At 73.2% G+C, this 24,893-nt stretch carries 26 protein-coding genes; 12 read left to right on the forward strand and 14 right to left on the reverse strand.

Annotated elements, in window-relative coordinates:
* The first annotated feature begins 45 nt into the window (after positions 1-45).
* Entirely contained in the window at positions 46-897 is an 852-nt protein-coding gene (locus H5397_RS13560) for a hypothetical protein (RefSeq protein ID WP_182818080.1), read from the forward strand.
* On the opposite strand, the gene H5397_RS13565 is transcribed toward H5397_RS13560, so the two are convergent.
* Positions 878-1,546 carry a LysR substrate-binding domain-containing protein gene (locus H5397_RS13565; RefSeq protein ID WP_182818081.1) on the reverse strand — a complete coding sequence of 223 codons (669 nt, stop codon included), beginning with the start codon at positions 1,544-1,546 and terminating at the stop codon, positions 878-880. The genes H5397_RS13560 and H5397_RS13565 overlap by 20 nt on opposite strands.
* A gap of 34 nt (positions 1,547-1,580) precedes the next feature.
* On the opposite strand from H5397_RS13565, the gene H5397_RS13570 reads away from it, so the two are divergent.
* From H5397_RS13570 to H5397_RS13590, 5 genes are all read left to right on the forward strand, one after another.
* Positions 1,581-1,940 (forward strand): DUF5997 family protein, encoded by a 360-nt coding sequence (locus H5397_RS13570; RefSeq protein ID WP_309224376.1) that lies wholly within the window; start codon positions 1,581-1,583, stop codon positions 1,938-1,940.
* Positions 1,941-2,003: 63 nt separating this feature from the next.
* Entirely contained in the window at positions 2,004-3,701 is a 1,698-nt protein-coding gene (locus H5397_RS13575; RefSeq protein ID WP_220492285.1) for a thiamine pyrophosphate-binding protein, read from the forward strand.
* Positions 3,702-3,946: 245 nt separating this feature from the next.
* Positions 3,947-5,275 carry an HNH endonuclease signature motif containing protein gene (locus tag H5397_RS13580; RefSeq protein ID WP_182818082.1) on the forward strand — a complete coding sequence of 443 codons (1,329 nt, stop codon included), beginning with the start codon at positions 3,947-3,949 and terminating at the stop codon, positions 5,273-5,275.
* 8 nt (positions 5,276-5,283) lie between these two features.
* Positions 5,284-5,907 (forward strand): NAD(P)-dependent oxidoreductase, encoded by a 624-nt coding sequence (locus H5397_RS13585; RefSeq protein WP_182818083.1) that lies wholly within the window; start codon positions 5,284-5,286, stop codon positions 5,905-5,907.
* A gap of 89 nt (positions 5,908-5,996) precedes the next feature.
* Positions 5,997-6,209, forward strand: a complete 213-nt coding sequence (locus tag H5397_RS13590) for a hypothetical protein (protein WP_182818084.1) — start codon at positions 5,997-5,999, stop codon at positions 6,207-6,209.
* A 153-nt stretch (positions 6,210-6,362) separates the two neighbouring features.
* Here the strand turns inward: H5397_RS13590 and H5397_RS13595 are convergent, their stop codons facing one another.
* From H5397_RS13595 to H5397_RS18440, 3 genes are all read right to left on the reverse strand, one after another.
* Positions 6,363-7,649 carry an ammonium transporter gene (locus H5397_RS13595; protein ID WP_255438922.1) on the reverse strand — a complete coding sequence of 429 codons (1,287 nt, stop codon included), beginning with the start codon at positions 7,647-7,649 and terminating at the stop codon, positions 6,363-6,365.
* A gap of 172 nt (positions 7,650-7,821) precedes the next feature.
* The gene (locus tag H5397_RS18435; protein ID WP_255438923.1) at positions 7,822-8,001 is read right to left on the reverse strand and encodes a hypothetical protein; all 180 of its coding nucleotides are present in this window, start codon (positions 7,999-8,001) and stop codon (positions 7,822-7,824) included.
* Positions 8,002-8,038: 37 nt separating this feature from the next.
* Positions 8,039-8,401: a pirin family protein gene (locus tag H5397_RS18440; RefSeq protein ID WP_255438924.1), complete on the reverse strand. Its 363-nt coding sequence runs from the start codon at positions 8,399-8,401 to the stop codon at positions 8,039-8,041.
* 70 nt (positions 8,402-8,471) lie between these two features.
* On the opposite strand from H5397_RS18440, the gene H5397_RS13605 reads away from it, so the two are divergent.
* Genes H5397_RS13605 through H5397_RS13615 form a run of 3 tightly spaced genes read left to right on the forward strand, consistent with a single transcriptional unit; the run spans position 8,472 to position 10,827 of the window.
* A complete protein-coding gene (locus H5397_RS13605) occupies positions 8,472-9,611 on the forward strand; it encodes a PLP-dependent aspartate aminotransferase family protein (protein WP_182818085.1) in 1,140 nt (379 codons plus the stop codon).
* 5 nt (positions 9,612-9,616) lie between these two features.
* Positions 9,617-10,372 carry an alpha/beta hydrolase gene (locus H5397_RS13610; RefSeq protein WP_182818086.1) on the forward strand — a complete coding sequence of 252 codons (756 nt, stop codon included), beginning with the start codon at positions 9,617-9,619 and terminating at the stop codon, positions 10,370-10,372.
* 26 nt (positions 10,373-10,398) lie between these two features.
* A complete protein-coding gene (locus H5397_RS13615) occupies positions 10,399-10,827 on the forward strand; it encodes an iron chaperone (RefSeq protein ID WP_182818088.1) in 429 nt (142 codons plus the stop codon).
* A 10-nt stretch (positions 10,828-10,837) separates the two neighbouring features.
* Here the strand turns inward: H5397_RS13615 and H5397_RS13620 are convergent, their stop codons facing one another.
* The 7 genes from H5397_RS13620 to H5397_RS13650 form a co-directional block, all read right to left on the reverse strand.
* A complete protein-coding gene (locus H5397_RS13620) occupies positions 10,838-11,323 on the reverse strand; it encodes a bifunctional nuclease family protein (RefSeq protein WP_182818089.1) in 486 nt (161 codons plus the stop codon).
* A 58-nt stretch (positions 11,324-11,381) separates the two neighbouring features.
* Positions 11,382-12,794: an MATE family efflux transporter gene (locus H5397_RS13625; protein WP_182818090.1), complete on the reverse strand. Its 1,413-nt coding sequence runs from the start codon at positions 12,792-12,794 to the stop codon at positions 11,382-11,384.
* 51 nt (positions 12,795-12,845) lie between these two features.
* Positions 12,846-14,306, reverse strand: coding sequence for a HAMP domain-containing sensor histidine kinase (locus H5397_RS13630; protein ID WP_182818092.1), 1,461 nt, complete (start codon positions 14,304-14,306; stop codon positions 12,846-12,848).
* Positions 14,303-14,983 carry a response regulator transcription factor gene (locus tag H5397_RS13635; protein ID WP_182818093.1) on the reverse strand — a complete coding sequence of 227 codons (681 nt, stop codon included), beginning with the start codon at positions 14,981-14,983 and terminating at the stop codon, positions 14,303-14,305. The genes H5397_RS13630 and H5397_RS13635 overlap by 4 nt, the downstream gene beginning before the upstream one ends.
* 102 nt (positions 14,984-15,085) lie before the next feature.
* Positions 15,086-15,742, reverse strand: a complete 657-nt coding sequence (locus H5397_RS13640; RefSeq protein ID WP_182818094.1) for a hypothetical protein — start codon at positions 15,740-15,742, stop codon at positions 15,086-15,088.
* Positions 15,743-15,824: 82 nt separating this feature from the next.
* Positions 15,825-17,120, reverse strand: coding sequence for an Nramp family divalent metal transporter (locus tag H5397_RS13645; protein WP_243760851.1), 1,296 nt, complete (start codon positions 17,118-17,120; stop codon positions 15,825-15,827).
* A 242-nt stretch (positions 17,121-17,362) separates the two neighbouring features.
* Positions 17,363-17,923 carry an NADPH-dependent FMN reductase gene (locus tag H5397_RS13650; protein WP_182818097.1) on the reverse strand — a complete coding sequence of 187 codons (561 nt, stop codon included), beginning with the start codon at positions 17,921-17,923 and terminating at the stop codon, positions 17,363-17,365.
* Here H5397_RS13650 and H5397_RS13655 point away from each other — a divergent pair.
* Positions 17,922-20,096 (forward strand): ATP-dependent DNA helicase RecQ, encoded by a 2,175-nt coding sequence (locus H5397_RS13655; RefSeq protein WP_182818098.1) that lies wholly within the window; start codon positions 17,922-17,924, stop codon positions 20,094-20,096. The two genes, H5397_RS13650 and H5397_RS13655, sit on opposite strands and share 2 nt — an antisense overlap.
* A gap of 4 nt (positions 20,097-20,100) precedes the next feature.
* Here the strand turns inward: H5397_RS13655 and H5397_RS18925 are convergent, their stop codons facing one another.
* Positions 20,101-21,453 carry a M23 family metallopeptidase gene (locus tag H5397_RS18925; protein ID WP_182818100.1) on the reverse strand — a complete coding sequence of 451 codons (1,353 nt, stop codon included), beginning with the start codon at positions 21,451-21,453 and terminating at the stop codon, positions 20,101-20,103.
* 144 nt (positions 21,454-21,597) lie between these two features.
* Between H5397_RS18925 and H5397_RS13665 the strand changes: the two genes are divergently transcribed.
* Positions 21,598-21,825: a hypothetical protein gene (locus H5397_RS13665; protein WP_182818101.1), complete on the forward strand. Its 228-nt coding sequence runs from the start codon at positions 21,598-21,600 to the stop codon at positions 21,823-21,825.
* Positions 21,826-21,828: 3 nt separating this feature from the next.
* Complete coding sequence (locus H5397_RS13670; protein ID WP_182818102.1) at positions 21,829-23,325, forward strand: ATP-dependent DNA ligase; 1,497 nt, start codon at positions 21,829-21,831, stop codon at positions 23,323-23,325.
* A gap of 331 nt (positions 23,326-23,656) precedes the next feature.
* Here the strand turns inward: H5397_RS13670 and H5397_RS13675 are convergent, their stop codons facing one another.
* Together H5397_RS13675 and H5397_RS13680 are read right to left on the reverse strand one after the other, a co-directional pair.
* Positions 23,657-24,643 carry a pirin family protein gene (locus H5397_RS13675; protein ID WP_182818103.1) on the reverse strand — a complete coding sequence of 329 codons (987 nt, stop codon included), beginning with the start codon at positions 24,641-24,643 and terminating at the stop codon, positions 23,657-23,659.
* 26 nt (positions 24,644-24,669) lie between these two features.
* A partial coding sequence (locus H5397_RS13680; RefSeq protein WP_182814264.1) for a transposase occupies positions 24,670-24,893 on the reverse strand: 224 nt, incomplete at its 5' end.

Consider the following 24,893-nt stretch of genomic DNA (forward strand, 5'->3'; position numbering starts at 1 on the left):
GGACGCCCCCGCCCGCCACCGGCGGGCGACCGTAGGGTGGACGCCGTGCCCGACCTTGCCACCACCCGCCGCGAGTCCGTGCCCGCGATCGCCCTGCGCGCGCTGCGCCACCCCGCGACCGCCCTCGGCGTGGCCCGGTTCGTCGGCACGGTGCTCAAGGACTTCTTCGCCCTGCAGTTCGCGGTGAAGCTGGGCCTGCGCCGCGTGCCCGTGGTCGACGTCGACCACCCGCTGGACGCGCGGATCCCGTTCACGCCGGAGCGGATCGCGACCTACCTCGACTTCATCTCCTTCTGGATCCGCCCCCTCGGTTGGATCGCCCGCCACCACGGCCCGCGGGCGTTCGTCACCCACGGCGTCCGGTTCCTGGGCCTGATCGACCGCTGCTACCGCGAGGCCGCGGAGGTCTACCGCGCGGGCATGACCACGACGCGGCGGCCGAGGTACTACCGCGGGCGGTTCCTGGCGATCCACCTGTTCGACCCGCACCTGCTGTGCGTGCCCAGCCTGCACGTGATGATCGTGGTGCTGGCCTGGACGCAGTACCGGCGCGCGTTCGCCGAACTCGGCGTCCCGGACGCCGACCGCTCGGCCCTCACCACCGAGCTGTTCGACGGCGCGGTGGACATCACCGAGTCGGTGCTGTTCATCAAGCAGCACAGCGTCAACTGCCTGCCGGCCGCGCTGTACGCGATGACCCGGATCACGCCGAGCGAGGTCTCCCCCGCCGACGTGGCGGCCTTCACCGACCGCCTGTTCCCCGACCTCGAGGCGGGCGCCGAGATCCGCGCACACATCGCCGCCACCTACGCCCGGCTGCTGGAGCAGGGCGCCGACGAGCCGTGGCCCGCGACCGTGCAGCGGTTCATCCGCGAACTCAGCGGCGCTTCTTCCTGACCTTCGGGGGCCGCGGGGCGTTCCCGGGCCGCTTGCCCGGGCTCGACAAGCGCTGGGGCTTGGGCTTGGGAGTGCTCGCCGCTCGCTCGGCCTGCGTGCGCGAGGAGTTCGCGGTGCGCCCGCGAACGATACCGATGAACTCGTCGATCAGCGGGTGCTCGTTGTCGGTGCGCCAGGCCAGGGAGATCGAGGTCGGCTCGGCGTCGGTCACGGGCCGGTGCACGAGGTCGCGGCGGCTCGCCGAGCGGGCCACGGACATCGGCACCAGCAGCACCGCACCCGCGTTGACGCGGTCGATGGCCACGGCGTCCAAGTCGGTGAGGAGGGTTTCGTCGGCGAGGTCGGCGAGGGTGACCTCGTCGTAGGCGGCGACCGGGTGGTCCTTGGAGACCCAGGCCACGGTCACCTCGTCGTAGAGCGGGATCGCGTGCAGGCCCTCACGGTCGATGGGCAGCCGGACGAAGCACAGGTCCACCGCGTCGTCGACGAGCACGCGGCGCTGGTCGGCCTCGGTGACCTCGACGACGTCCAGCCGGGCGGCCAGACGCTCGTCCCAGCGGGTGCGCCACTTGGTGAGGGTGACGCCGGGCACGTGGCCCACGCGGAGGGCGTCCGGGCTCGTGGGCCGGGTGGCTGGGGACTCGCTCACCCCGGCAGGCTACCGCGCCGGTTAGGCTGCGCTCGTGAGCCAAACCATGAAGCCCGCGACGGCGGCCAGCAAGCTCGGCATCCTGCTGGGCGCGGCGCCCGAGGAGTTCCGGACGACGCCGATCACCCGTGCCGAGCTGGACGCCCTGCGCGAGGACCCGCCGCAGTGGCTGGTCGACCTGCGCCGCAACGGCCCGTTCCCGCGCGACGTGGTGGCCGCCAAGCTGGGCGTCTCGAAGTCGGGCCTGGCGCGCGCCCGCATGACCGAGCCGCTGGACGCCGACCAGGTCGGCGCGCTGCTCGCCGACCCGCCCGAGTGGCTCGTCCGCGAGCGGGAGACCCACCGCGAGGTCGTCACCGAGCAGGAGCGCCTGCGGGAGCAGCGCGACCGCTGATCCCCTCCTTGGGGCCCTTTCGGGTGATGACCCCGCTTGTCAGGGGCACCTAGGGTGGCGAGGGTGAACGACAAGGCAGCCATGCACACGTCCACCGAGGGCCACGAGGTCCCCGCCGAGTCCCTGGGCAGCGAGGGCCCGAACGGGGGCGACATCCTCGTGCAGGTGATGAAGGACGCCGGCGTCGACGTCGCGTTCGGGGTGATCAGCATCCACAACCTGCCGCTGGTGCAGGCGGTCGACCGCGAGCTGCGGTTCGTCCCGATGCGCCACGAGGCCGCCGTGATCAACGCCGCCGACGCCTACGCCCGCACGACCGGGCGCATCGGCGTCGCCCTCACCTCCACCGGCACCGGCGCGGGCAACGCGGCCGGGTCGATGCTCGAGGCGCTGACCGCGGGCAGCCGGGTGCTGCACGTCACCGGCAACGTCAACGCGAACCTGATCGGCGAACACACCGGCGCCTACCACGAGGTGCCGCGCCAGCTGGCGATGCTGCAGGCCGTCTCCCAGCACGCGATGCGGATCCAGACCGCCCGCCAGGCGCGGGCGGTGCTCACCGACGCCGTGCGGCTGCTCGACACCGCACCTCACGGGCCGGTCAGCGTCGACTGGCCGATCGACCTGCAGTACACCGCCGATCCCGACGCCCAGAACAAGGTGGACGAGCGCGAGCCGGCCGTCCGCACCGGTGCCCAGCGCGACGTCGAGCGCGCGGCCAAGGTGCTGCGCGAGGCGGCGCGGCCCCTGATCTGGGCCGGCGGCGGCGCCCGCCGCGTCGGCCCTCCCCTGACCGTGCTCGCCGAGGTGTGGGGCGCCGGCGTGCTGACCGGGACGAACGGCCGCGGCTCCGTCGCCGAGGACCACCCCCTCGTCATCGGCAACTTCGCCTCCGACGAGGCGGTCGCCGAGCTCATCGCCGAGGCCGACTGCCTGCTCACGATCGGCAGCCACCTGCGCCCCAGCGAGACCCGCAACGGCGACCTGCCGCTGCCGGCAACGCACGTTCAGATCGATCTGGACGCCGACGCCCTGGGCCGGAACTTCCCGGTCACGGTGGGGGTGCAGGCGGACGCCACTGTCGCCGTACCGGCGCTGGTCGAGGCGCTCGGCGAGATCGCCATCGACCCGGACTGGACCGGCCGCGTGGCCGAGGCCGCGGCATCCGCACGGAAGAACCTGAAGGGCGCGATCGGGGCGTACGCGCCGATCTGCGACGCGCTGCGGAAGCGGCTGCCACGGCACTCGCCCATCGTGCGGGACGTGACGATCCCCGGCAGCTCGTGGGGCAACCGGCTGCTGGCCGTGCACGACGCCACCGACAACGTGTTCGCCGCGGGCGGCGGCATCGGGCAGGGGCTGGCGATGGCGGTCGGCGCCGCGGTCGCGCGCCCCGAGGTTCCCGTGCTCGCGATGGTCGGCGACGGCGGGCTCGCGGTGCACCTGGGCGAGCTGGCCGTGCTGGCCGGTGAGAAGCCGCACGTCGTGCTCGTGGTGTTCAACGACGGCGGCTACGGGGTGCTGCGCAACATGCAGGCCGCGGCCGGCGACCCGCGCCACGGCGTCGACCTGGCCACGCCCGACTTCGGCCGGCTCGCCCGGGCGTTCGGCCTGCGCCACACGCTCGTGGGTGACCCCGAGGCGTTCGACAAGGCCTTGAAGAAGGCGTTGAAGAAGCCGCGCCCGTCGGTGATCGAGGTGGACGTGCTCGCTCTGGACCCCGCCCCCGCCGCGATGGTTCCGCCGGTCGAGGTGCCCTGATCCGTCGCCACCTCTTGCGGGCCTAGCGGTTCCGGGTGCTGAACTTCTGGCGCGCGCGAGACCCTCCTGCGGCTGCTCGCGTCCGCCCACAGAGACCGCTCGGACGCCCTCCACCACCGCGCTCGCCCCCACGTGTGATGTCGGGCGTGTCAAGGGGTTCGGGTCCTTGTGGACAAGTTCATCCAGTTCTCCACAGATTCGCTCCTACGTCCCATTCAGAGCGCGCAGGGGCGTAGCGTCGGGGCATGGACGAGACCAGCACCCCGACCGCCGCGGCCCTGTCGCAGGCGCGGTCGCTGCTGGCCTCGATCGACCACCCCGCCCGTCGGCGGCTGGGCGCGGAAGCGCGACTGGCGCTGGTGGCCGACGTGGTGGCCCTGGGGCGTCAGGTGGAGGCGCTGCGGGCCGTGCTCGTCGCCGAGGCGGATCGAGCCAAGGCCGCCGAGACCGTGCGGGGGACGAGCATCCGGTCGCTCCTCGCGGTGTCGTCGCAGGTCACCGCCGGCGAGGCCGCGTCGTGGGTCTACTCGGGGCAGGAGATCGCCGCCCATCCGCGGGTGGCGGACGCCGCGCTCTCGGGCACCGTGTCGGTGGCGCAGGCGCGGTCGATCGACCGGGTGCTGGGCGAGTTGCCGGCCACCCTGAGCCGCGACCAGCGGGCACAGGCCGAGCAGATCCTCCTCGACAAGGCCCACCTCGTCGACGCCAAGGACCTCGCCCGGCAGACCCGCGCCGTACTCGAGCAGGTGGCTCCCGAGGTGGACGCGGCCGAGGACGAGCTGTCCCGCCTCGACACCCAACGCAAGCAGGCATGGGCAGCTCGTTCGCTCGTGTTCAGCCCCGATGGCCGGGGCAGCCTCGTGATCCGTGGGCAGTTGCCCACGCTGGAGGGGGAGGCCTTCAAGCGCCTGATCGACGCGCACGCGCTCAGCAATCGGCGCGCGCAGGAACAAGCCGCCGATCGCCACGACGAGGCCGGCGTGCGCACGTCCGCCCAGCGCACCGCCGACGGACTCATCGCGCTCGTCGCCGGCACGGCGCAGACCCCGGCTGGGCGCACGGCACCGGCCAGACCGACGGTCGTGGTGACGCTGTCCTACGACTCACTGCGCGTGCACGCCGAGCAGAGCGGCGTCCTGGCCGGCGGCGAGCAGGTCACGGCAGGCGAGCTGCGCCGCCTCGCGTGCGACGCGGCCATCCTCCCGATCGTCCTGGGCTCGGCCAGCCAGCCCCTGGACGTGGGCCGCGAGCAGCGCCTCGTCACGCCCGCCATCCGGCGCGCGCTGGAGGCGCGCGACCAGGGCTGCGCCTTCCCCGGCTGCCGGGTCCGGGCCACCTGCTGTGAGGCCCACCACATCCTCCCTTGGTGGGCCGGCGGCGAAACGGCGCTCTCGAACCTCGTGCTGCTGTGCGCCCACCACCACGGGACGGTCGAGCCGCTGCGGTTCCAGGACCGCGGCGCGCCTGCCACCCGCTGGACCGTGCGCATCGACGACGACGGGCACCCGGAGTTCACGCCTCCCGCGCGGGGTGGCCCTCTCGTCAGGGCACCTGCCCGCGCCCGCGCTGGTTGAATGGCTCCATGCGCATCGTGGTGTTCGGCGGGAACGACGGGACGGGGGCCTGCGTGGTCCGGCAGGCACTGGCCCGGGGCGACGAGGTGGTCAGCATCTCGCGTCGGGGCTGGGGCATGCCCGTCGACGGCCTGACCGACGTGAAGCTGGACGCCACCCGCTCGGCCGACCTCGACGAGGTCCTCAGGGGCGCGGACGCCGTGGTCATCACGGTGGGCTCCCCCGGCTTCGACCGCAGCCGGCTGCGGACCCGGGTGACGGCGTCCGTCGTCGCGGCCATGCGCCGGGTGGGCCTGCGGCGGGTGGTCGTGCACTCCTCGCTCGGGGTGGGCGACTCCCTGCGGCTGATGAAGGAGCCGGTGCGGACGATCGCCAAGGTCGCGCTCGGCGTCGCGCTGGCCGACCACGAGACCCAGGAGGGGCTGGTCGCGCACGCGGGGCTGGACTGGGCGTCGGTGCGGCCCGGCGGCCTGAGTGACGATCCCCGCGCCGACGACGTGCGGCTCGTCCCCACCGCCGAGGCCGAGGTGGGCGCCCCCACCGGGCGCATCACCCGCGAGGACGTCGCGGCCGGCATCCTGCAGGCGATCGACGAGGGATTGACCGGCACCTTCGTGTTCGTGCCTCGCTGACCCCGCCCCCTCCCCATCGCCGCTAGTCAGCGGCTACTGTGGGGGTCCCGGTGGCCACCGTGGCCCATCGGGCGACGAGAGGAGCTGCCATGTCCGATGCCGAGCGCGAGGTGTCCGAGGTCCAGAACCTGGAGACGCCCGAGGACGTCCAGGGCGACGTCTCCCCCACCGCCGACCCCGCCGACCAGGTCGCGGGTGGCGAGCCGAAGAACTACGGCCGCGGCAACGTCGACGAGGGCCACGCCGACATCCATGACGTCGAGCGGGTCAGCGACGACGGGCGCGTCGCCGAGGACCTCTGACAACCCAAGCCCTCGGCGCGAAGAACCCAGGCCCTCGGCGTGAAAAACCCAAGCCCTCGGCGTGCCTCCCGCTTCGCCGCGGCGAAACCCCGCGAACGACATCGGGCCCCGCCTCCAGCAGGAGGCGGGGCCCGTGTCGGTTGGGGTGGGTGGTCAGTGCTTCTCGAGCTCCCCGGCCTCGTCGGTCGCACCGGTGTAGGCCAGCGCCACCTCGAGGTCGTAGGCGGACTCGCGGTGCTCCGAGAGGTCAATGCCGCCGACCTCGTCCTCCGGCGCGATGCGGAAGCCCATGGTCTTGTGGATCGCGAAGGCGATCAGCGCGGTCACGGCCACGGTGTACACGGTGGTGACCAGCACGGCCACGACCTGCGAGGTGATGATCGAGAACCCGCCGCCGTAGAGGAGGCCCGCGCGGCCGTCCTCCTGCGCCACGGCCAGCAGGCCGATGGCGAGGGTGCCCCAGAGGCCGGCGACGAAGTGCAGGCCGACCACGTCGAGCGAGTCGTCGATGCCGAGCTTGAACTTGACGTTGACGGCGAAGCAGCAGATCGCACCGGCGACCGCACCGATGGCGAGGGCACCCAGCGGGGTGACGAACGCACAGGCCGGGGTGATCGCGACCAGGCCGGCCACGATGCCCGAGGCGGCGCCGACCGAGGTCATGCGACCGTCACGCAGCTGCTCGGCGAACAGCCAGGCCACCAGGGCGGCACCCGGTGCGACGAGGGTGTTGACCCAGATCAGGCCGCCCTCGGCGATGGAGCCCGCGGCGCCACCGTTGAAGCCGAACCACCCGAACCACAGCAGCGCGGCGCCCAGCATCACGAAGGGGACGTTGTGCGGCTTGTGCAGCGACGGCGCGAAGCCGGCGCGGCGTCCGATCATCATGGCCAGGACGAGCGCGGCCAGACCGGCCGCCATGTGCACCACGAGGCCACCGGCGAAGTCGAGGGCCTCACCGACGACCGAACCGATCGCACCGTCGGCACCGAGCAGGCCGCCACCCCAGACCATGTAGGCCAGCGGGGCGTAGACGAGGGTGACCCAGAGCGGGACGAAGACCATCCACGCCTTGAAGCGGGCGCGGTCGGCCACCGCACCCGAGATGAGGGCGACCGTGATGATCGCGAAGGTCGAGCCGTAGCCGACGCCGACCAGGTCCTCACCGGACAGGCCCTGCAGGCCGAAGGCGGTGATCGGGTCGGCCACGATGCCGGCGATGCTGGTGCCGCCGCCGCTCATCGAGTAGCCCCACAGGACCCACACCACCGCGACGAGCCCCATCGCGCCGAAGCTCATCATCATCATGTTGATCGCCGAACGGGCTCGCGACAGCCCGCCGTAGAAGAACGCCAGACCCGGCGTCATCAGCAGGACGAGGGCCGCAGAGACCATCACCCAGACCTGGGATGCCACCCCCCACATCGCTTCAGTTTCCATCTCCCCGGACCTTTCTCCTGGACCGCCGCAGCGGTTCTCATGTCTGTTCCGCCCCTCGTGGGGCGCCGGGTACATCACAGGACATCGGTGTTTCACGCGGACGCACGTCACGCGACAGCCGTGTTACGGCGTGCAACGATCACGCAACACGGGAACGGTGCGCGGGCGGTGCTCAGAGGCTGGTGAGCATCTCCCAGACCAGCACCTCGGACGCCTCGCGCGCGGTCACGCGGCGCCCCGGCTCGTCGGTGCAGCGGGCCGCGTCACCGGTGGACAGCAGGCCCACGCCCTCGACGTCGACCGACCCACGCGGGACGTACAGGTGCACCCACGGCGCGGCGGGCAGGTGCACGGACGCCCCGGGCTGGAGTCGCTGCCCACAGGGTCGCCTACCGGTTCCGGATCCGGATCGCGGCGTCGTCCTCGTGCCCGGGCACCCCCGAGGCGACGAGCACGAGGCCGCCGGCGTCCAGCTCGGTGGAGATGTCGAGCTGCTCGTAGGACGGGGTGACGCCCGCGGCGTCCGGGACGACCCACATCTGCACCATCTCGACGTCACGCTCGTGGCGCGGCCCGTCGAGGACCCAGGAGTCGTTGCGCTCGGAGTGGAGGATCCCCGCGCCGGCGGTCATGCGCTGGGCGAGGCCGGGGTGGATGAGGCCGTAGGCGGGTCCGGTCAGGCAGTGCCACGCGTGCAGCCAGTCGAGCCGCTCGTCGACACGGCTGCCGGCACGCTTCACCTCGACGGGCATGCCCCATTGTCGCCCATCACCCGACCATCGTGGTCCGCTCGGCCGGGCGGGCGGCGTGGTGGAATGGGCCATGGCCTCGTCCCAGCACCTCTCCCCCGCCACGTTCGCCGTCGTCGGCGGACGTCCCGGCCGGACCCCGGGCTCCCCCGTCAGCCCCGGCATCGAGCTGACCAGCACCTACGTGCAGCCCGGCGACATCGACCCCGACCTGCCCCTCTACGGGCGCTACGCCAACGCCACCTGGGCCGCGTTCGAGGAGGTCGTCGGCGGGCTCGAGGGTGCGCCGGGGGGCGCGATCGCGTTCGCGTCGGGCATGGCGGCCGGCGCCGCGCTGTTCTCGCTGGTGCCGCGGGGCGGGCGCCTCGTCATGGGGGCGACGAGCTACAACACGATGCTCGCCCTGGCCCGCGAGCGGGCGGAGGCGGGCGACGTCGAGCTGGTCGAGGTCGACGTGGCCGACACGGACGCCGTGCGGGCGGCCCTGCCCGGCGCGGCGTGGCTGCACGTGGAGTCGCCGACGAACCCCCTGATCGAGGTGGCCGACCTGCCGGCCCTGTACGCGGCCGCCCGGAGGGCGGGCGTGCCCGTGAGCGTCGACAACACCTTCGCCACCCCGCTGCTGCAGAACCCGCTCGCCGACGGGGCCGACGTGGTCATGCACTCGGCGACGAAGTACATCTCCGGGCACTCCGACGTGGTGCTCGGCGTGCTGGTCGCCCGCGACGAGGAGCTGCTGGCAGCCATCCGGCACCAGCGGGAGGTGCTCGGGGCGATCCCGGGGCCGTTCGAGGCGTGGCTGGCGCTGCGCGGCGTCCGGACCCTGCCGGTGCGCCTCGAGCGCGCCCAGGCCACGGCAGGGGTGCTGGCCGGGCGGCTGGCGTCCCACCCGGCGGTGGTGCGGGTGCGCTACCCGGGCCTGCCCGACGACCCCGGCCACGCCGTGGCCGCGCGTACGATGCGCGGGTTCGGCGCGATGCTGGCGATCGAGCTGGCCGACCGCGCGGCGGCGGACGCCCTCACCCGCGCCGTGCGGTTGTGGACGCCCGGGACCAGCCTCGGCGGGGTGGAGTCGCTCCTGGAACGACGGCGGCGGATCCCGTCGGAACCCGCCACCGTGCCCGAGTCGCTCGTGCGCCTGTCGGTCGGCCTGGAGGACGTCGAGGACCTCTGGGCCGACCTCGCCCAGGCCTTGGACGCCACGGCAGGATGACTGCCATGGCTCTCGACTGGACGTTCCACCCCGCCGGGGACGCGACGGCACCCACGGTCCTCGTGGTCCCGGGCGGCGGGTACCACCACCTCGCCGCCCACGAGGGGGCGCCGGTCGCGGCGTGGCTGAACGAACTCGGCCTGCACGCCGCCGTGCTGCACTACGCGGTCGGGTACCACGTGTGGCCGCGTCCGCTGCACGACGCACGCGCGGCCCTGCGGGCGCTCCGGACGGGCGGCACGCCCCTGCCCGTGGACCGTCGCCGCGTCGGCGTCCTCGGCTTCTCGGCCGGGGGGCACCTGGCCGCGCTGCTGGCGACCGACTCCCCCGACGTGCCCGGGGCCGACCCGCTGACGTTCGCGGGGCGTCCGGACGCCGCGCTGCTGGCCTACCCGGTCACCGACCTGCGCGAGACGATGCTCGGCCGGCTGCCGAACCTGCACACCGACTCGGCCGACAACCTGCTCGGCGAGGACGCCCCCGAGGAGGTGCGCGCCGCCCTGTCGGTCGCCACCCGGGTGACCCCGCCCGAGGAGGAGGAGCTCCCCGACCTGTTCATCTGGACCACCAGCGACGACGCGACAGTCCCGGCCCTGCACGCGCTGTCCCTGATGACCTCGCTGGCCGTGGCCGGGGTGCCGTTCGAGGGGCATGTGTTCCGGTCCGGACGCCACGGGCTCGGCCTGGCCGACGAGGAGCCCGAGGTCGCCCAGTGGACCGATCTGGCCGAACGCTGGCTCGCGGACCGGGGCTGGTGCTGACCCCGCGCCGGTGACACCATCGGCGGATGGCGAAGAAGGACGGCGGCTTCTCCGAGGCCGAACGCGAGGCGATGAAGGGGCGCGCGGCCGAGCTGCGCGCCGAGAAGGGCGGCAAGAAGAAGGCCGACAACCTGCAGGCGCTCCTGGACAAGGTCGCCGAGCTGGAGGGTCCCGACCAGGAGATCGCCGCGACGGTGCACACGATCGTGACCGAGGTCGCCCCCGACCTGGCGGCGCGCACCTGGTACGGCATGCCCGCGTGGGAGCGGGACGGGGCCGTGCTCGTGTTCGTGCAGCCGGCCGGCAAGTTCGGGACGCGCTACTCCACGCTCGGGTTCAACGACAACGCCGCGCTCGACGACGGTGACCTGTGGGCCACCGGGTTCGCGGTGACGAAGGTGACCCCGGCGGTGCGGAAGAAGATGGTCGAGCTGATCACGAAGGCGACCGGCTGAGGAAGCCGCCTCAGTTGCGGAAGTCGTCGGGCTCGACCTGCTCGATGAAGTCGGTGAACTCGGCGAGCGTCTGGCCGGCGTCGTGGGTGACGTCGGGGATCGCGGCCTCGGCCATGACCTCGTCGGCCACGAAGATGGGCGCGCCCACGCGCAGCGCGAGCGCGATCGAGTCGGAGGGACGCGCGTCGATCGGGCGCTCGCCCTCGGGGGTCAGCAGGGTGAGGGTCGCGTGGAACGTGCCCTCGACCAGCGCGGTCACCTCGACGCGCCGGACGCTGCCGCCCAGGGCGACCAGCAGCCGCACCATCAGGTCGTAGGTGAGCGGGCGCTCGGGGGCGTCCGTCATGCCGGAGGCCACCATGATGGCCGCGGTCTCCATCGGGCCGATCCAGATCGGCAGCATCACACCGGCCTCGGCCTCGTCGACCGGCCGGAGCAGCAGCACCGGGCTGCCCTCGGCGTCGACCGCGATCATCGCGACGTTCACCTCGACCATGGCCGCTCCCCTCGCCTCGCGTGGTGGGTGACAATCCTAGTCGACGGGGCTCCGGGCCTCAGCCCGCCACGTCGACCCAGCGCTTGCGCTCCCACGCGCCGGTGCGGAAGCGCCACCCGAAGATGATCCCGCGCAGCGGCCACTCCGAGACCATCACCGTCCAGACGGCCACGACCCCGCCGCCCAGGAGGACGCCGAACACCCAGATGCCCAGCACGCGCAGCACCATCGAGACGCTGGTGACGAGGGTGGCGAAGGAGGCGTCCCCGGCCGCGCGCAGGGCGGCGGGCACGAGGAACGACAGCGACCAGGCGCCGGTGACCCGGCCGACCAGCGTGATGACGAACACCAGCGTCGCGATCCCGCGGAGGTCCTCCGGGGCCCGGTAGAGGTCCAGCAGCGGGTCGAACACGGCCAGCATCAGCAGGCAGGTGACCACGAGCACGACCGCGGAGGCCACGACGAACGACCGGACGAGCCGACGCGCCTCGTCGAAGCGCCCGGCGCCGACGGCCTGGCCCACGAGCGGGACCAGCGCGAGGCTCATCGAGAACGCGACGATCTCGGCGAACATCGTCAGCGACACCATGATCGCGTTGACGGTCACGTGCCCCGGGCCCATGCCGACCACGAACCACTGGGCGAGCAGCTTGCCGCCGTTGAAGAAGGCCATCTCGATCACGAAGGGCACGCTCAGCACGGCGATGCGGCTCAGCAGGTCGAGGCGCGGCAGCCAGGCGGACGCCCCGCCCCCGACCAGTCCGTGGCGACGCAGCTGGGCGAGCGCGAACACGACGGCCACCCAGCGGGAGGCGACGATGGCCCAGGCCAGCCCGGCCACGCCCTGCCCGGCGCCGAGGACGAGCAGGAGTGCGAGGACGACGTAGCCGCCGTGCATCACCAGGGTGATGTTGAGGGCGGCGCGCGTGCGTGCGGTGCCGCGCAGGACGGCCGCCGCACCCTCCACGGCCCCGAACGCCGGGTACGACAGCGCGGCCGCGAGCAGGTAGACGCGGCCCAGGGCCACGGCGTCGGGGCCGAGTGGGCCCAGCAGAACGTCGAGCACCGCGCCGTGCGCGAGCGCCAGCGGGACCGCGATCGCCAGCCCCACCAGGGTGGCGGTCCAGACCGTGCCCACGGCGGCCCTCCGGACGCCCTCGCCGTGGTCGGCGCCACCTGACCGCAGCGACGAGGCGCCCACGTGCTGCGCCGCCAGCACCGAGCCCGCGGCGGCGACCGCCATCAGGACGCTGGCGCACAGCATGTTGAGGTAGTCCACCGTGCTCACCGCGTTGATGGCGGACTGGCCCACCGGGGCGACCAGCACCGGGTTCAGCACGCCCTGCCCGACGATCCACGCCTGGCTGAGCACGAGCGGCCCCACCAGTGCGCCCACCTGCCGGTACGACAGGGTGCTCGTCGCGAACCAACGGGTCAGCGCCGAGTCGAGGCGGGTGCGGAGGGGGACCACACCCCCATCCTGCCGTGGTAAGCGCTTTCTTGCAGGTCCGTCCCACGTTTGCTACGTGGCGTGGCCCCTTGTGGCGGGCAGCCTCAGGGTGAAGGTGGTCCCGTCGGCGCCCAGGCCGAGCGTGCCGCCGAGCAGGCGGGCGTTCTCGCGGGCGATGGCCAGCCCCAGGCCGGTCGAGGCGCCGTGCCGGGCCTCGTCGCCGCGGGTGAACCGGTCGAACACGCGCTCGCGCAGGTCGGGCGGCACCCCCGGGCCGGCGTCGGTGACGGACACGACCGCCTCCCCCACGGCCTCGCCCACCCGCACGGTGACCGGCGGGGCACCGTGCTGCAGGGCGTTGGCCACGAGGTTGCGCACGACCACGCGGGTGCGGGCGGGGTCCAGCTCGACCGGCAGCTCGGCCGGGGCCGAGAGCGCGACGTCAACGGGGCGTCCGGTCTCGTCGACCACCTCGCGGACCAGGTCGACGAGGTCGACCTGGCTGGGCACCACGGCCGCGCGGCCGGCGTCCATGCGGGAGATCTCGAGGAGGTCCTCGGTGAGGCCGGCCAGGCGCCGCAGTTGCGGGATGACCAGCCCGGACGCCTCGTCGCGGGTCTCCGGGTGGGCCAGCGACTCGGCCGAGGCGAGCAGCGCCGCGGTCGGGGTGCGGAGCTCGTGGGCGACGTCGGCGACGAAGCGGCGCTGCACCTGGTTGGCGCGCGCGAGGTCGTCGATCTGGGCGGTCAGGCGGTCGGCCATGGTGTTGACCGCAGCCGACATGCCGGCCACCTCGTCGGCGCCCTCGACCGGCAGGCGCACCCCCAGGTCACCGGACGCCACCTCGTCGGCCATCTCCCGCGCCCGGGCGAGCGGCCGGCTGATCAGCTCGGTGAGCCAGCCGGCCACGAGCAGCGTGGCCACCAGGGCGACCGCGGAGGCGAGCAGCAGGGTGCGGGCGAGGTCGGGCACCGGGTCCCCGGCCAGCGCGCGGTCGAGCCCGTGCACGAGCAGCCACCCGCCGGCCTGCTCGCCGGTGGAGTAGTAGGAGAAGCCGAGCACCTGGTCGTCACAGGCGGTCGTCCAGTGCGTGCTGCTGCCGGCGGAGTACGTCGTCGTCGTGAACTGCTCGAACACGCCCGGGCCGGCACAGCGCGCCGCCTTCGCGGTGAAGCCACCCTCGTTCACGACCGCGTACTCGACGGCGGTGCCGAAGTCCTCGGTGTTCCGGTCGACCCACAGGAGCAGGCGGTGGGTGCTGACGGTCGTGTTGGGCCACTCCACGGCCACCACCAGCGCGACGGTGTCCCGGATCTCGGGGTGGGCCATCGCGGTCTTCCCGACCGCGTCGGTGTCGGCCAGGAGGTCGCTCGTGACCATGGACCGCAGCCGGCCCTCGTTCGACTGCTGCAGCGTGGTGGTGGCGACCCCGGTCAGGACCGCGCAGGTGAGCGCCACGAGGGCGACCAGGGCGAGGCGGATGCGCCAGGCGAGGCTGAGCCCGCGGCGTCCGGTGGGGGTGGGGGTGGTCATGGCCGCTCCAACCGGTAGCCGACGCCGCGCACGGTCTGGATGTGGGTCGGCCGGGCGGGGGCGGGCTCGACCTTGGTGCGCAGGCGCTGGATGACGGCGTCGACGAGCCGGGAGTCGCCGGCGTAGCCGTAGCCCCAGACGCGCTGCAGCAGCTGGTGGCGGCTGAGGGCCTGGCCGCGGTGGTCCGCCAGCTCGGCCAGGACGTCGAACTCGGTGGGGGTCAGCGGCACCTCGGACGCCCCGCGCGAGAGCTTGCGGGCGCCCGGGTCGAGGACGAGGTCGCCGATGCGGTGGACGACGACGTCCTCGGGGGCGGGGGTGGCCCGGCGCAGGATGGCCTTCACGCGGGCGTCCAGCACCCGCGGCTCCGCGGGCTTGGTGACGTAGTCGTCGGCGCCGCACTCGAGGCCGGCGACGATGTCGACCGGGTCGGAGCGCGCGGTCAGCATCACGATCGGGACCTGGGAGCGGGCGCGCATCCGGCGGGCGGTCTCGAAGCCGTCGATGCCGGGCATCATCACGTCGAGCAGGACGACGTCGACGGTCTCCTTGTCCAGGGCATCCAGCCCGGCGTACCCGTCGGGCGCGACGGTGACGGTGTGCCCCAACGACCGCATCGCCAGGGCCAGCAGCTCGGCCACGCCGGCGTCGTCCTCGACCAGCAGCAGGTGGCTCATCGCGTGCTCCTCATGGGCCCAACACTGGCAGAGGAATGTTGCGATTCCGTGCGAACGGTGTCCGGATCCGGACGCGATCGTGGAGTCAGGGAACGGTCGCGTTCACTCCCCGCGGCGCGGCGCGAGCATGAGCATGCCGAGGCCGGTGACGAGCGTGAACGCGAGGGCGACCGCGCCGCCGGCGAGGGCGAGCTGCGGGAGGAGGTCGTCGAGCGGGCGGGTGGGGTCGACGGACTGGCCGAAGCCCCACACGGCGGCCAGCGCGACCACGATGGCCACCGACTCGACCACGACCCACATGCCGGCGCCGGGCATGACGCGGCGGAGGACCAGCCAGTGGGCCAGCGGCACCACGAGCACCAGCAGGACGGCCCCGCCGACGGTCGCCCACAGCACCGGGCGCGAGTCGAGGTCGAGGGGTTCGTCGAGGGCCCGCATGGTCGCGGGCAACAGGCCGAGGGACCAGGCGACGAGGGCGCCCGCCATGGTGATCAGGGTCCACCCCGCGCGGGGCACGGCGGCGCGCGTCCAGTACAGGGCGAGGGCCTGGCCGAGCCCCATGAGCAGCCCCTGGAGGCCGCCCGCCATGGCGACCGTCGGGTAGACCGCCCACGCGGGCAGGTCGATGCGGGTGGCGGCGACGTAGGCGGCGATGGGCGGGAGCAGGCCCAGGAACGTGCCCGCGGTGACCAGGATCACCCAGCGCAGCAGGCTGAACGGGTACAGGGCGCGGGACGCCCCCGTGGATTCCCTCGCCATGCGTTCCCCTCCCCAAGGAAGACGCCGCGGGGCCCGTCAGCGGGACCCCGCGGCGTCGACGTGCCTGCGAGCCTAGCGGTCGTCAGGTGATGGCGTTCCAGAGTTGGTAGACGCCGAGGATGATGAACAGCACCGCGGTGATGCCCAGGGCGATGTTCTGCCACCAGTTGTTCCGCCACTCGGCGGGGATGTGCTTGCCGTTGAGCAGGCCCAGGTTGGCCACGGCCATGAAGGGCATGAACAGGGCGCCGAGCACGCCGTAGGCGATGATCAGGCCGAACGGCTGGTCGAGGAACAGCAGGATCATCGGCGGGAAGGTCAGCCAGATCAGGTACCACTTGAAGTACTTGCCACCCACGCGTGTGTCGGGGTGCCCGTCGGGCAGGCCGCGCATGCGACCCATGAAGTCGGCGAACATCAGCGAGACGCCGTTCCACACGCCGATGACCGACGACAACGCGGCGGCGAAGAAGCCGACGAGGAAGGCCTTGCCGACGAACAGGCCGTAGCGCTCCTCGAGCACGCGCTCGAGGTCGAGCAGGCCCTTGTCACCGGCGCTCAGCGTGACGCCGGCCGCGCGGACGACCTCGGCGCCGACGATGAGCATCGAGACCACGAAGATGCCGGTGATGACGTAGGCCATCGTGTTGTCGATGCGCATGACCTGCATCCACTTGGGCGTGTACCAGCCCTTCTCACGCAGCCAGTAGCCGTAGGCCGCCAGGGTGATGGTGCCGCCGACGCCGCCGGCGAGCGCGAGGGTGTACATGATGCCGTTCGGGTCGTCGGGCAGGCGCGGGAGGAGTCCGCCCAGCATCTCGGGGACGTTCGGCAGGGCGATGATCGCCAGGGTCACGATGGTGAGGAACATCAGGCCGACCAGGACGGCCGACACCTTCTCGACGATCGCGTAGTGGTTGAACCACACCAGCAGGAAGCCGATGATTCCCGTCGCGATGGCGAACGCGATCAGCGGCACCTGCGGGAACAGCGCGGCCAGCGGCAGGGCGGTCGACGACATCGCGCTCGCGCCGTAGACGAAGCCCCAGATGACGATGTAGGGCGCGAAGTAGAACGTCGTCCACTTGCCGAGGCGGCGCCAGCCCTCGAACATCGTGTAGCCGGTGGCCAGCGAGTACCGACCCGCACCCTCGACCAGGATGATCTTCATGATGACGCCGAAGAGCACGGCCCAGAGCAGCATGTAGCCGTAGCGGGAGCCGGCGACCAGCGTCGCGACCATGTCGGCCGCGCCCACGCCCGTGCCGGCCACGACGATGCCGGGGCCGATGATCTTCCACTTGGCGACCTGGCCGCCGTCGTCGTCGACGCGTTCGTGGTGGCCGGCCTTCCGGCCGTCGTCGATGGGTTCGGTCACGGGCACTACCTCCGTTGGTCGTGGGCCCGCACCCTGCGGGCCAGACGCACCGTAACGCCTCGGCGGGGCTCGCGACAGGCATGGAACCGAACTCACCGAAAGTTGTAACAATCCCGTCATCGCGGGTCATGGATGGCATCCCGGCTAGGGGTGGGGCGCCGGGCCGATGTCATCGAAGGTCGTCCGCCCCACGGCGACGGGCCCCGGACGCCGTGCGTCGGGGCCCGTCGGGAGGCGGGATCTCAGAGCCGCGGCAGGACCGTCAGCACGCGCTCGATGTGGTCGCGGAACTCGGTGACGAAGCCGGTCAGGAAGTCGCGGGTGCGGTCGCTCACCTGCCCGTCGGGCCCGAAGTCGGCCGGGTCGAAGGTGACATAGGCCTCCGGCGAGGTCATCTGGCGGGTGTTGAGGAAGCTCAGCACCGCGCGGAGGCTGTGCTGGGCCAGGGCGGTGCCCAGGTTGCCCGGGGACGCGCCGATGACGGCGGCCGGCAGGTTCACGAAGGCGTTCTGGCCCCACGGGCGCGACGCCCAGTCGATGGCGTTCTTCAGTGCACCCGGGATGGAGCGGTTGTACTCGGGGGTCACGAAGAGGATCGCGTGCGCGCTGTGGATGGCGTCCTTCAGCGCGATGGCCTCGGGCGGGTAGTTCGCGTCGAGGTCGCGGTTGTAGAGCGGGAGATCGGCGATGCCGATCTCGAAGAACTCGAGGGTCGCCCACCCGCAATCCAGGGGAGCGATCGACGCCCCGACAGGGGAACGCGTGCAGAAACTGTCGGGCGGCCGTGACACAGTGGCGGGCATGGCCCACTCCACGACGCCCGCCCTCGCCGACGACGCGCTGGCGGTGCTGCGCGACCTGACCGGGCGTCCCGACGCCACCTTCCACCCGGGCCAGTTCGAGGCCATCGAGGCCCTCGTCGCCCGGCACGAGCGCGCGCTGGTGGTGCAGCGCACCGGGTGGGGCAAGTCGGCGGTCTACTTCATCGCGGCGCTGCTGCAGCGCCGGGCGGGGTCCGGGCCGGCGCTGATCGTGTCCCCCCTGCTGGCCCTGATGCGCGACCAGGTGGCTGCGGCCGAGCGGGCCGGCGTCCGGGCAGCGGCGATCAACTCGGCCAACGTCACCGAGTGGAGGGCGATCGAGCAGCACGTGGCCGACGACGACGTCGACGTCCTCTTCGTCTCCCCCGAGCGGCTGGTCAACCCGAGGTTCCGGGCCGAGCAGCTGCCGACGCTGGTCGAGCGGTGCGGGCTGCTGGTCATCGACGAGGCCCACTGCATCAGCGACTGGGGCCACGACTTCCGGCCCGACTACCGGCGCATCCGCGACCTGATCGCCGAGCTGCCGGCCGGCGTCCCGGTGCTGGCCACCACCGCGACCGCGAACGAGCGGGTGGTGGCCGACGTGGCCGAGCAGATGGCCGCCGGCGGCCACGAGGTGTTCACGCTGCGCGGCGCGCTGGCGCGGGAGTCGCTGCGCCTGGGCGTGCTCGAGCTCGGCACCCCCGCCCGCCGGCTGGCGTGGCTGGCCGAGCACCTCGACGCGCTGCCGGGCAGCGGCATCGTCTACTGCCTGACGGTCTCGGCCGCCGAGGACGCGGCCGCCCTGCTGGCGAAGGCGGGCCACCGGGTGCTGCCCTACACGGGCCGCACCGACGCCGCCGAACGCGAGGCGGCCGAGGAGGCGCTCAAGCGCAACGAGGTGAAGGCGCTGGTGGCCACCTCAGCCCTCGGCATGGGCTTCGACAAGCCCGACCTCGGCTTCGTGGTCCACCTGGGCGCCCCCAGCTCGCCGGTCGCCTACTACCAGCAGGTCGGCCGCGCGGGCCGAGCGACGCCGAGCGCCGACGTCCTGTTGCTGCCCGGGGTGGAGGATCGCGACATCTGGCACTGGTTCGCCACCAACGCCATGCCGACCCAAGCCAAGGCCGACGCCGTGCTCGGCGCGCTGGCCGAGGCCGACCGGCCGTTGTCGCTCGCCGCCCTCGAGGCCCGCGTCGACATCCGCCGGGGGCCGCTGGAGCTGCTGCTCAAGGTGCTCGCGGTCGACGGCGCCGTCGAGGCCGTGCAGGGCGGCTGGGTCGGCACGGGGCGACCGTGGACGTACGACGCCGAGCGCTACGAGCGCGTCGCCGCCGCGCGGGTCGCCGAGCAGGAGGCGATGCTCGCCTACCAGCGACTGGGGACGGACCGTGCCGCACCGGGCGAGCAGTGCCGGATGGCGTTCCTCACCGCCGAGCTCGACGACCCGCACGCCGCCCCCTGCGGGCGCTGCGACACCTGCGCCGGGCCCTGGTACCCCACCGACGTGACGGTGCCGGTGCTGGAGAGCGCGCGCGAGACGCTCGAGCACGTCGGCGTCCCGGTCGCCCCTCGGGCGCTGTGGCCGACGGGGCTCGACACGCTCGGGGTGCTGGCCGACGGCGAGCCGCTCAAGGGCAAGATCCCGCCCGGCGAGCAGGTCGCCGAGGGCCGGGTGGTGGCCCGCCTCACCGACCTGGGCTGGGGTGGCCGGCTGCGCGAGCTGTTCGCGTCCGACGCCGAGGGCAACCCGGTCGACGCCGAGGTGCCGCCCGAGCTGGGGCGCGCGGTGCTGCGCGTGCTGGCCGGCTGGGAGTGGGAGCAGCGCCCGGTGGCGGTGGCGTGGGTGCCGAGCCTGGGGCGTCCGCGGCTGGTGGACACGCTGGCCACCGGCGTCGCGTCGGCCGGGCGGCTCGAACTGCTGGGGCCGCTTGAGCTCTCCCCCACCGCCGAGCGGTTGCGGGGCTCGACGAACTCCGCCTACCGGGTGCGCGACCTCTGGGGCCGGTTCAGCGTGCCGCCGACGATGGCCGAACGCCTCGCCTCGCTCGAGGGGCCGGTGCTCCTGGTCGACGACCTCGTCGACTCCCGCTGGACGATGACGGTGGCCGGGCGGCTCCTGCGGCAGGCGGGGGCGGACTCCGTCCTCCCGCTGGCGCTGGCCAGCGTCGGCTGACCCGTCAGGGGATGTAGCGCATCGGGTCGACCGGCGTCCCGTTCTCGTAGACCTGCAGGTGCAGGTGGCAGCCGGTGGAGAGGCCGGTCGTGCCGACGTAGCCGATCTGCTGGCCCATCTCGACGCGCTGGCCGGCGCGCACGACCATCTTCTGCTGGTGGGCATAACCGGTCATGACCGACTTCCCGCCGATGACGCCGTGGTCGATGATCACGTAGTTGCCGAAGCCGCCCTGCCAGCCGGCCTTCACCACGGTGCCCGACTGCGCCGCGTACAGCGGCACGCCGCAGGCGGCGCCCCAGTCGTTGCCGTTGTGCGGGCGCCAGTACTTCAGGATCGGGTGGAACCGCGGGCCGAACGGCGAGCCCGGGCGGGCCAGCACCGGGCGGATGAAGCCCTGTGGGCTGAGGATCATCTGCGGGCCCGAGTTGGCCAGCGGGTAGGTCTTCGGGTCGTGGGACACCACGCCCATCGCGACGAGCTGGGCGATGTCCTCGCGGGACGCCCCGCGCGACAGCTGGTCGGCCACCCGGGCCGCGATCTCGCCCTGGACCTTCTTCTCCTCGTCCAGCAGCGCCTGGTACTCGGCGTTGTCGGCGTCCAGCGCCTGCTGGGCGGCGGCGCGGGCCTGCTCGTCCTGCACGACGAGCGCGGCGACGGCGGCCTCCTGCCGGACGGCGTCCGCCTCGAGCTCCGCAATCCGGGCGACGTTGGCCTCACTGCTGCGCTTGTCGGCGGCGACGCGGGCCTCGATCTCGGACTGTGTGGCCTCGGCCTCGGCGAGCCGGTCCTCGAGGACGCGCAGCTCGGCCATGCGCTGGGCGCTGGTGTCGAAGATGGTGGTGTCCCACTGCAGCCGCTGGCCGATCTCGGCGGGGTTGCGCCCCCCGAGCACCACGGCGATGCCGGTGAGGTTGCCCTGCTTCTGGTACGCCTCGCGCGCGGCCTCGCTGATCCGGCGCTGCTGCTCACGCACGCGGGTGCGGGCCTGCGCGGTGGCGGCCTTCGCCCGGCGCAGGGCCGTGCGCTCACGGTCGAGGTCGGCGGCCAGTTGGGCGTCCAGCGCGCGGGCCCCGGCCAGCTCCGCGCGGGTCGCCTCAAGCGCCGCACGGGCGTCGGCGAGCCGCTGCTGGGACGCCTCCAGCGCGGCGGTGGCCTCGGCGAGCTCACCGGTGTGCTCGTGGATCTCCTGGCGCTTCTGGTCGATCTGGCCGGCCAGCTGGGCCTGCCGATCGGTCAGGGTGTCGGCCGGCGCCGACGGCGCGATGCCCAGGAGGAGGGCGATGCTGAGGGCCCCGGCGGCGAGCGCAGTCGTTGCGCGTCCCCGGCGGGCCGTCGAGCAGGCGGGGGAAGTCACCTGTCGCACGTGCGGTCCCACTTTCGGATCGGTTGCGTGATGCCGAGGCTAGGGCCCGTTCCTGTGTGTGTGGCGTTGGGCGTTCCGCGTGTTGCCCATTCCGGGCACACTGGGCCACACGCCGTCGACAAGGAGGAACCCACCATGACGCACGAACCCGGCCCCCTGGGCGAGCTCGCCGAGAACCTGACCGGGGCCGCCGCCGGCCGCTACGGCACCCACCCGGGTGAGGACCTCACCGACATCGCCGACACCCAGGGCCCCACCGGCCGCACCGCCGACCCGCTGGGCCGCCGCGGCGACGGCGAGACTGACGACGAGCCGCCCATGGTCGACCGCCCCGAGGACGCCGACGGCGCCCCCGAGCTCTGAGGCGTGCTCCTCGACGAACTGGCCGCGACATCTGAGCAGGTCGCGGCCACCCGCTCGCGCAGGGAGAAGGTCGCCCTCCTGGCCGACGCGCTGCGCCGGGCCGGGGCCGACGAGGCCGAGGTCGCCGCGACGTACCTCGGCGGCTCGATCCGCCAGCGCCGCACCGGCGTGGGCTGGCGGTCGCTGGGCACCCTGCCCGCCCCGGCGTCCGCGTCGACGCTGACCCTGCCCGAGGTCGACGCCGCGCTGGAGCACCTCACCACCCTGTCCGGGCCGGGGTCGCAGGGCGCCCGCCAGACCGCCCTCGACGCGCTGCTCGGCCGGGCGACCGCCCGCGAGCAGCAGTACCTGGCCGGGCTGCTGACCGGGGCGATCCGCCAAGGAGCGCTGGCCGGCCTGCTGGTCGACGCCGTCGCCGCGGCGTCCGAGGTGCCCCTGCCCGTGGTGCGACGCGCCGCGATGCTGGCGGGCTCCGCCCCGGCGATCGCCGGCACCGCCCTCACCGAGGGTGAGGCGGGACTGGCCGCGGTGACCGTGCGGGTCTTCACGCCGGTGCAGCCGATGCTGGCGGCGTCCGCGCCGTCGGTGGCCGAGGCGCTGGACAAGGCGGGCCCGGGGCGTCCGGTCGCCATCGAGGCCAAGCTCGACGGGATCCGGATCCAGGCCCACAAGCGCGGCGACGAGGTGCGGCTGTACACGCGCTCGCTCGACGAGGTCACCGACCGGCTGCCCGAGGTCGCCCGGGCCGTGCGCCGGATCGACGCCGAGACCCTCATCGTCGACGGCGAGGCCCTCGCGCTCGACGCGTCCGGGCGGCCACGGCTGTTCCAGGACACGGCCTCCGCGGCGGGCGGCCTGGTGCCGTTCTTCTTCGACGTCCTGCTCATCGACGGCGAGCCGTCGCTCGACCTGCCGCTGGTCGACCGCATCGACCGGCTCGGCGAGGTGGCCCCGGTCGAACTGATGGTGCAGCGCACGATCACGCCGTTCCCGCAGGTCGCCGAGGCGTTCACCGAGCACGTGCTCGCGCAGGGCCAGGAGGGCGTCGTGGTGAAGTCGCTCGACGCCCCCTACGAGGCCGGACGCCGCGGGTCCGGGTGGGTGAAGGTCAAGCCGGTCCACACGCTCGACCTGGTCGTCCTGGCCGTCGAGTGGGGGTCCGGACGCCGCCGCGGGTGGCTGTCGAACATCCACCTGGGCGCGCGCAACGCCGACGGCACCTTCACGATGCTGGGCAAGACCTTCAAGGGGATGACCGACGAGATGCTGCGCTGGCAGACCGAGCGGTTCCTCGCCCTCGAGACCCACCGCGAGGGTCACGTCGTGCACGTGCGCCCCGAGCAGGTGGTCGAGATCGCCTTCGACGGGCTGCAGCGCTCCACCCGGTACCCGGGCGGCCTGGCCCTGCGGTTCGCGCGGGTGGTCGGCTACCGCGACGACAAGACCGCCGCCGAGGCGGACACGCTCGAGGCGGTCCGGGCGCTGGCCCGGCGCGACTGAGAGATCCCGGAAACGGCTCGTGCGGCCCGCCTGGGGCGGGCCGCACGATGCTGTTGTGTCGCTCCTGGGGGTGGAGGGTCACGATGTCGCGGGGTGTTGCGACGGGTCCATCCTCCCACCGTCGGAGGGGTCCCCGAACGGGGCTGGGCAGCCCCGTGCACGGGTCCTCCCCTGCGAAAGGACCAGACGAAAGTGCCACCTTGGTCGCCCCGCCGGGGCCAGATATCGCTGTGACAACGGACGATGGGAAGGGGTCTCCCGCCCAACAAGCGGAATGCCCTTAACATTTGTTATGAGGTCGTTACAACCCCTTGTCCCACGCTGCGCGCGCTCAGTTCTCGCGGCCGCGTCGGAACCGCCGCTTGAGCCGCAGGTCGGCCGGCAGTGCCGGGGCCTTGAGCCGGTCGGTGGTGCCGCGGTAGCCGGCGACGCGGCCGAAGCGGTCCTCGGGGGCGTCGTTCCACTCCGTGCGCAGGCGCAGGATGTCGTCGTGGCTGCGGCCGATGAAGTTCCACCACATGACGATGCCCTCGTCGAACGGCTCCCCGCCCAACAACATGAGGCGCGCGGGGGCGTCCGTCGGGTTGTGGAGGCGCAGGTGGTCCAGCCCCGCGTCGCGCACGCCGAGCACCGCGTTGTCGAGCCGGACCCCGTCGAAGTCGACGTGCCCCGTGTCGACCAGGACGCCGTGCTCGAAGCCGGGGTCGACGGCGGTCTCCCACGTGGCGCCGGGTTCGAGCACGATCTCCGAGCCGAGCAGGGGCGTCTCGGTGTGGATGGGCGACGGCTGGTCGCCGAGGCGTCCGATGAAGGTGCGCGCGCGGACGCCGGGGGCCGGGGCGTCCACCTCGGGCACGAAGTGCTGGAACTCGCGGGTCAGGTCGGCGCTGTGCTCAGGCAGCACGACCCAGAGCTGGACGCCGTGGAGCGCGGCCCGGCTGTGGGTCGAGACCTCGGAGTGGGCGATGCCGTAGCCGGACGTCATCAGGTTGACCTCGCCCGGGCGCACCATCGCGTGCACGCCGCCGGAGTCGCGGTGCTCGATCTCGCCGCTGAACAGCCACGACACCGTCTGCAGCGACGTGTGCGGGTGCGGGGGCACGTCCATGCACGCCCCCTCCTCGGGGCCGTAGTGGTCGATGAAGCACCAGGCGCCGACGAAGGAGCGGCTCATGTTCGGAAGGGTGCGGCGCACGCGGAGGGCGTCCTCGCCGCCGAGGGGCACGTCCTTGGGCAGGTAGGTGTCGACCTGGGTGGGCGGCTGCTGCGCCCCGTGCTCGCAGACGCGGACGTCCGGATCGGTCTCGGTGTTGCTCATGGCCCCTCCTCGTCGATCCGCCCAGCCTAGGGCGTGTCGCGTAACTGGTCTCGTAGGCAGATGATGGTGCTGGCCAGGACGAGGCCGGCGCGGTAGTTGCGAGCGAGTTTGTCGTAGCGGGTGGCGATGGCGCGGAACTCCTTGATCCGGTTGAAGAAGCGTTCCACCACGTTCCTGCCCTTGTAGATGGTGGGATCGAAGGCAGGTGGGCGACCGCCGCGGCTGCCCTTGGCCTTGCGACGGGCGATCT

The organism is Propioniciclava sp. MC1683 (genome assembly GCF_014164675.1).
Lineage (GTDB): Bacteria > Actinomycetota > Actinomycetes > Propionibacteriales > Propionibacteriaceae > Propioniciclava.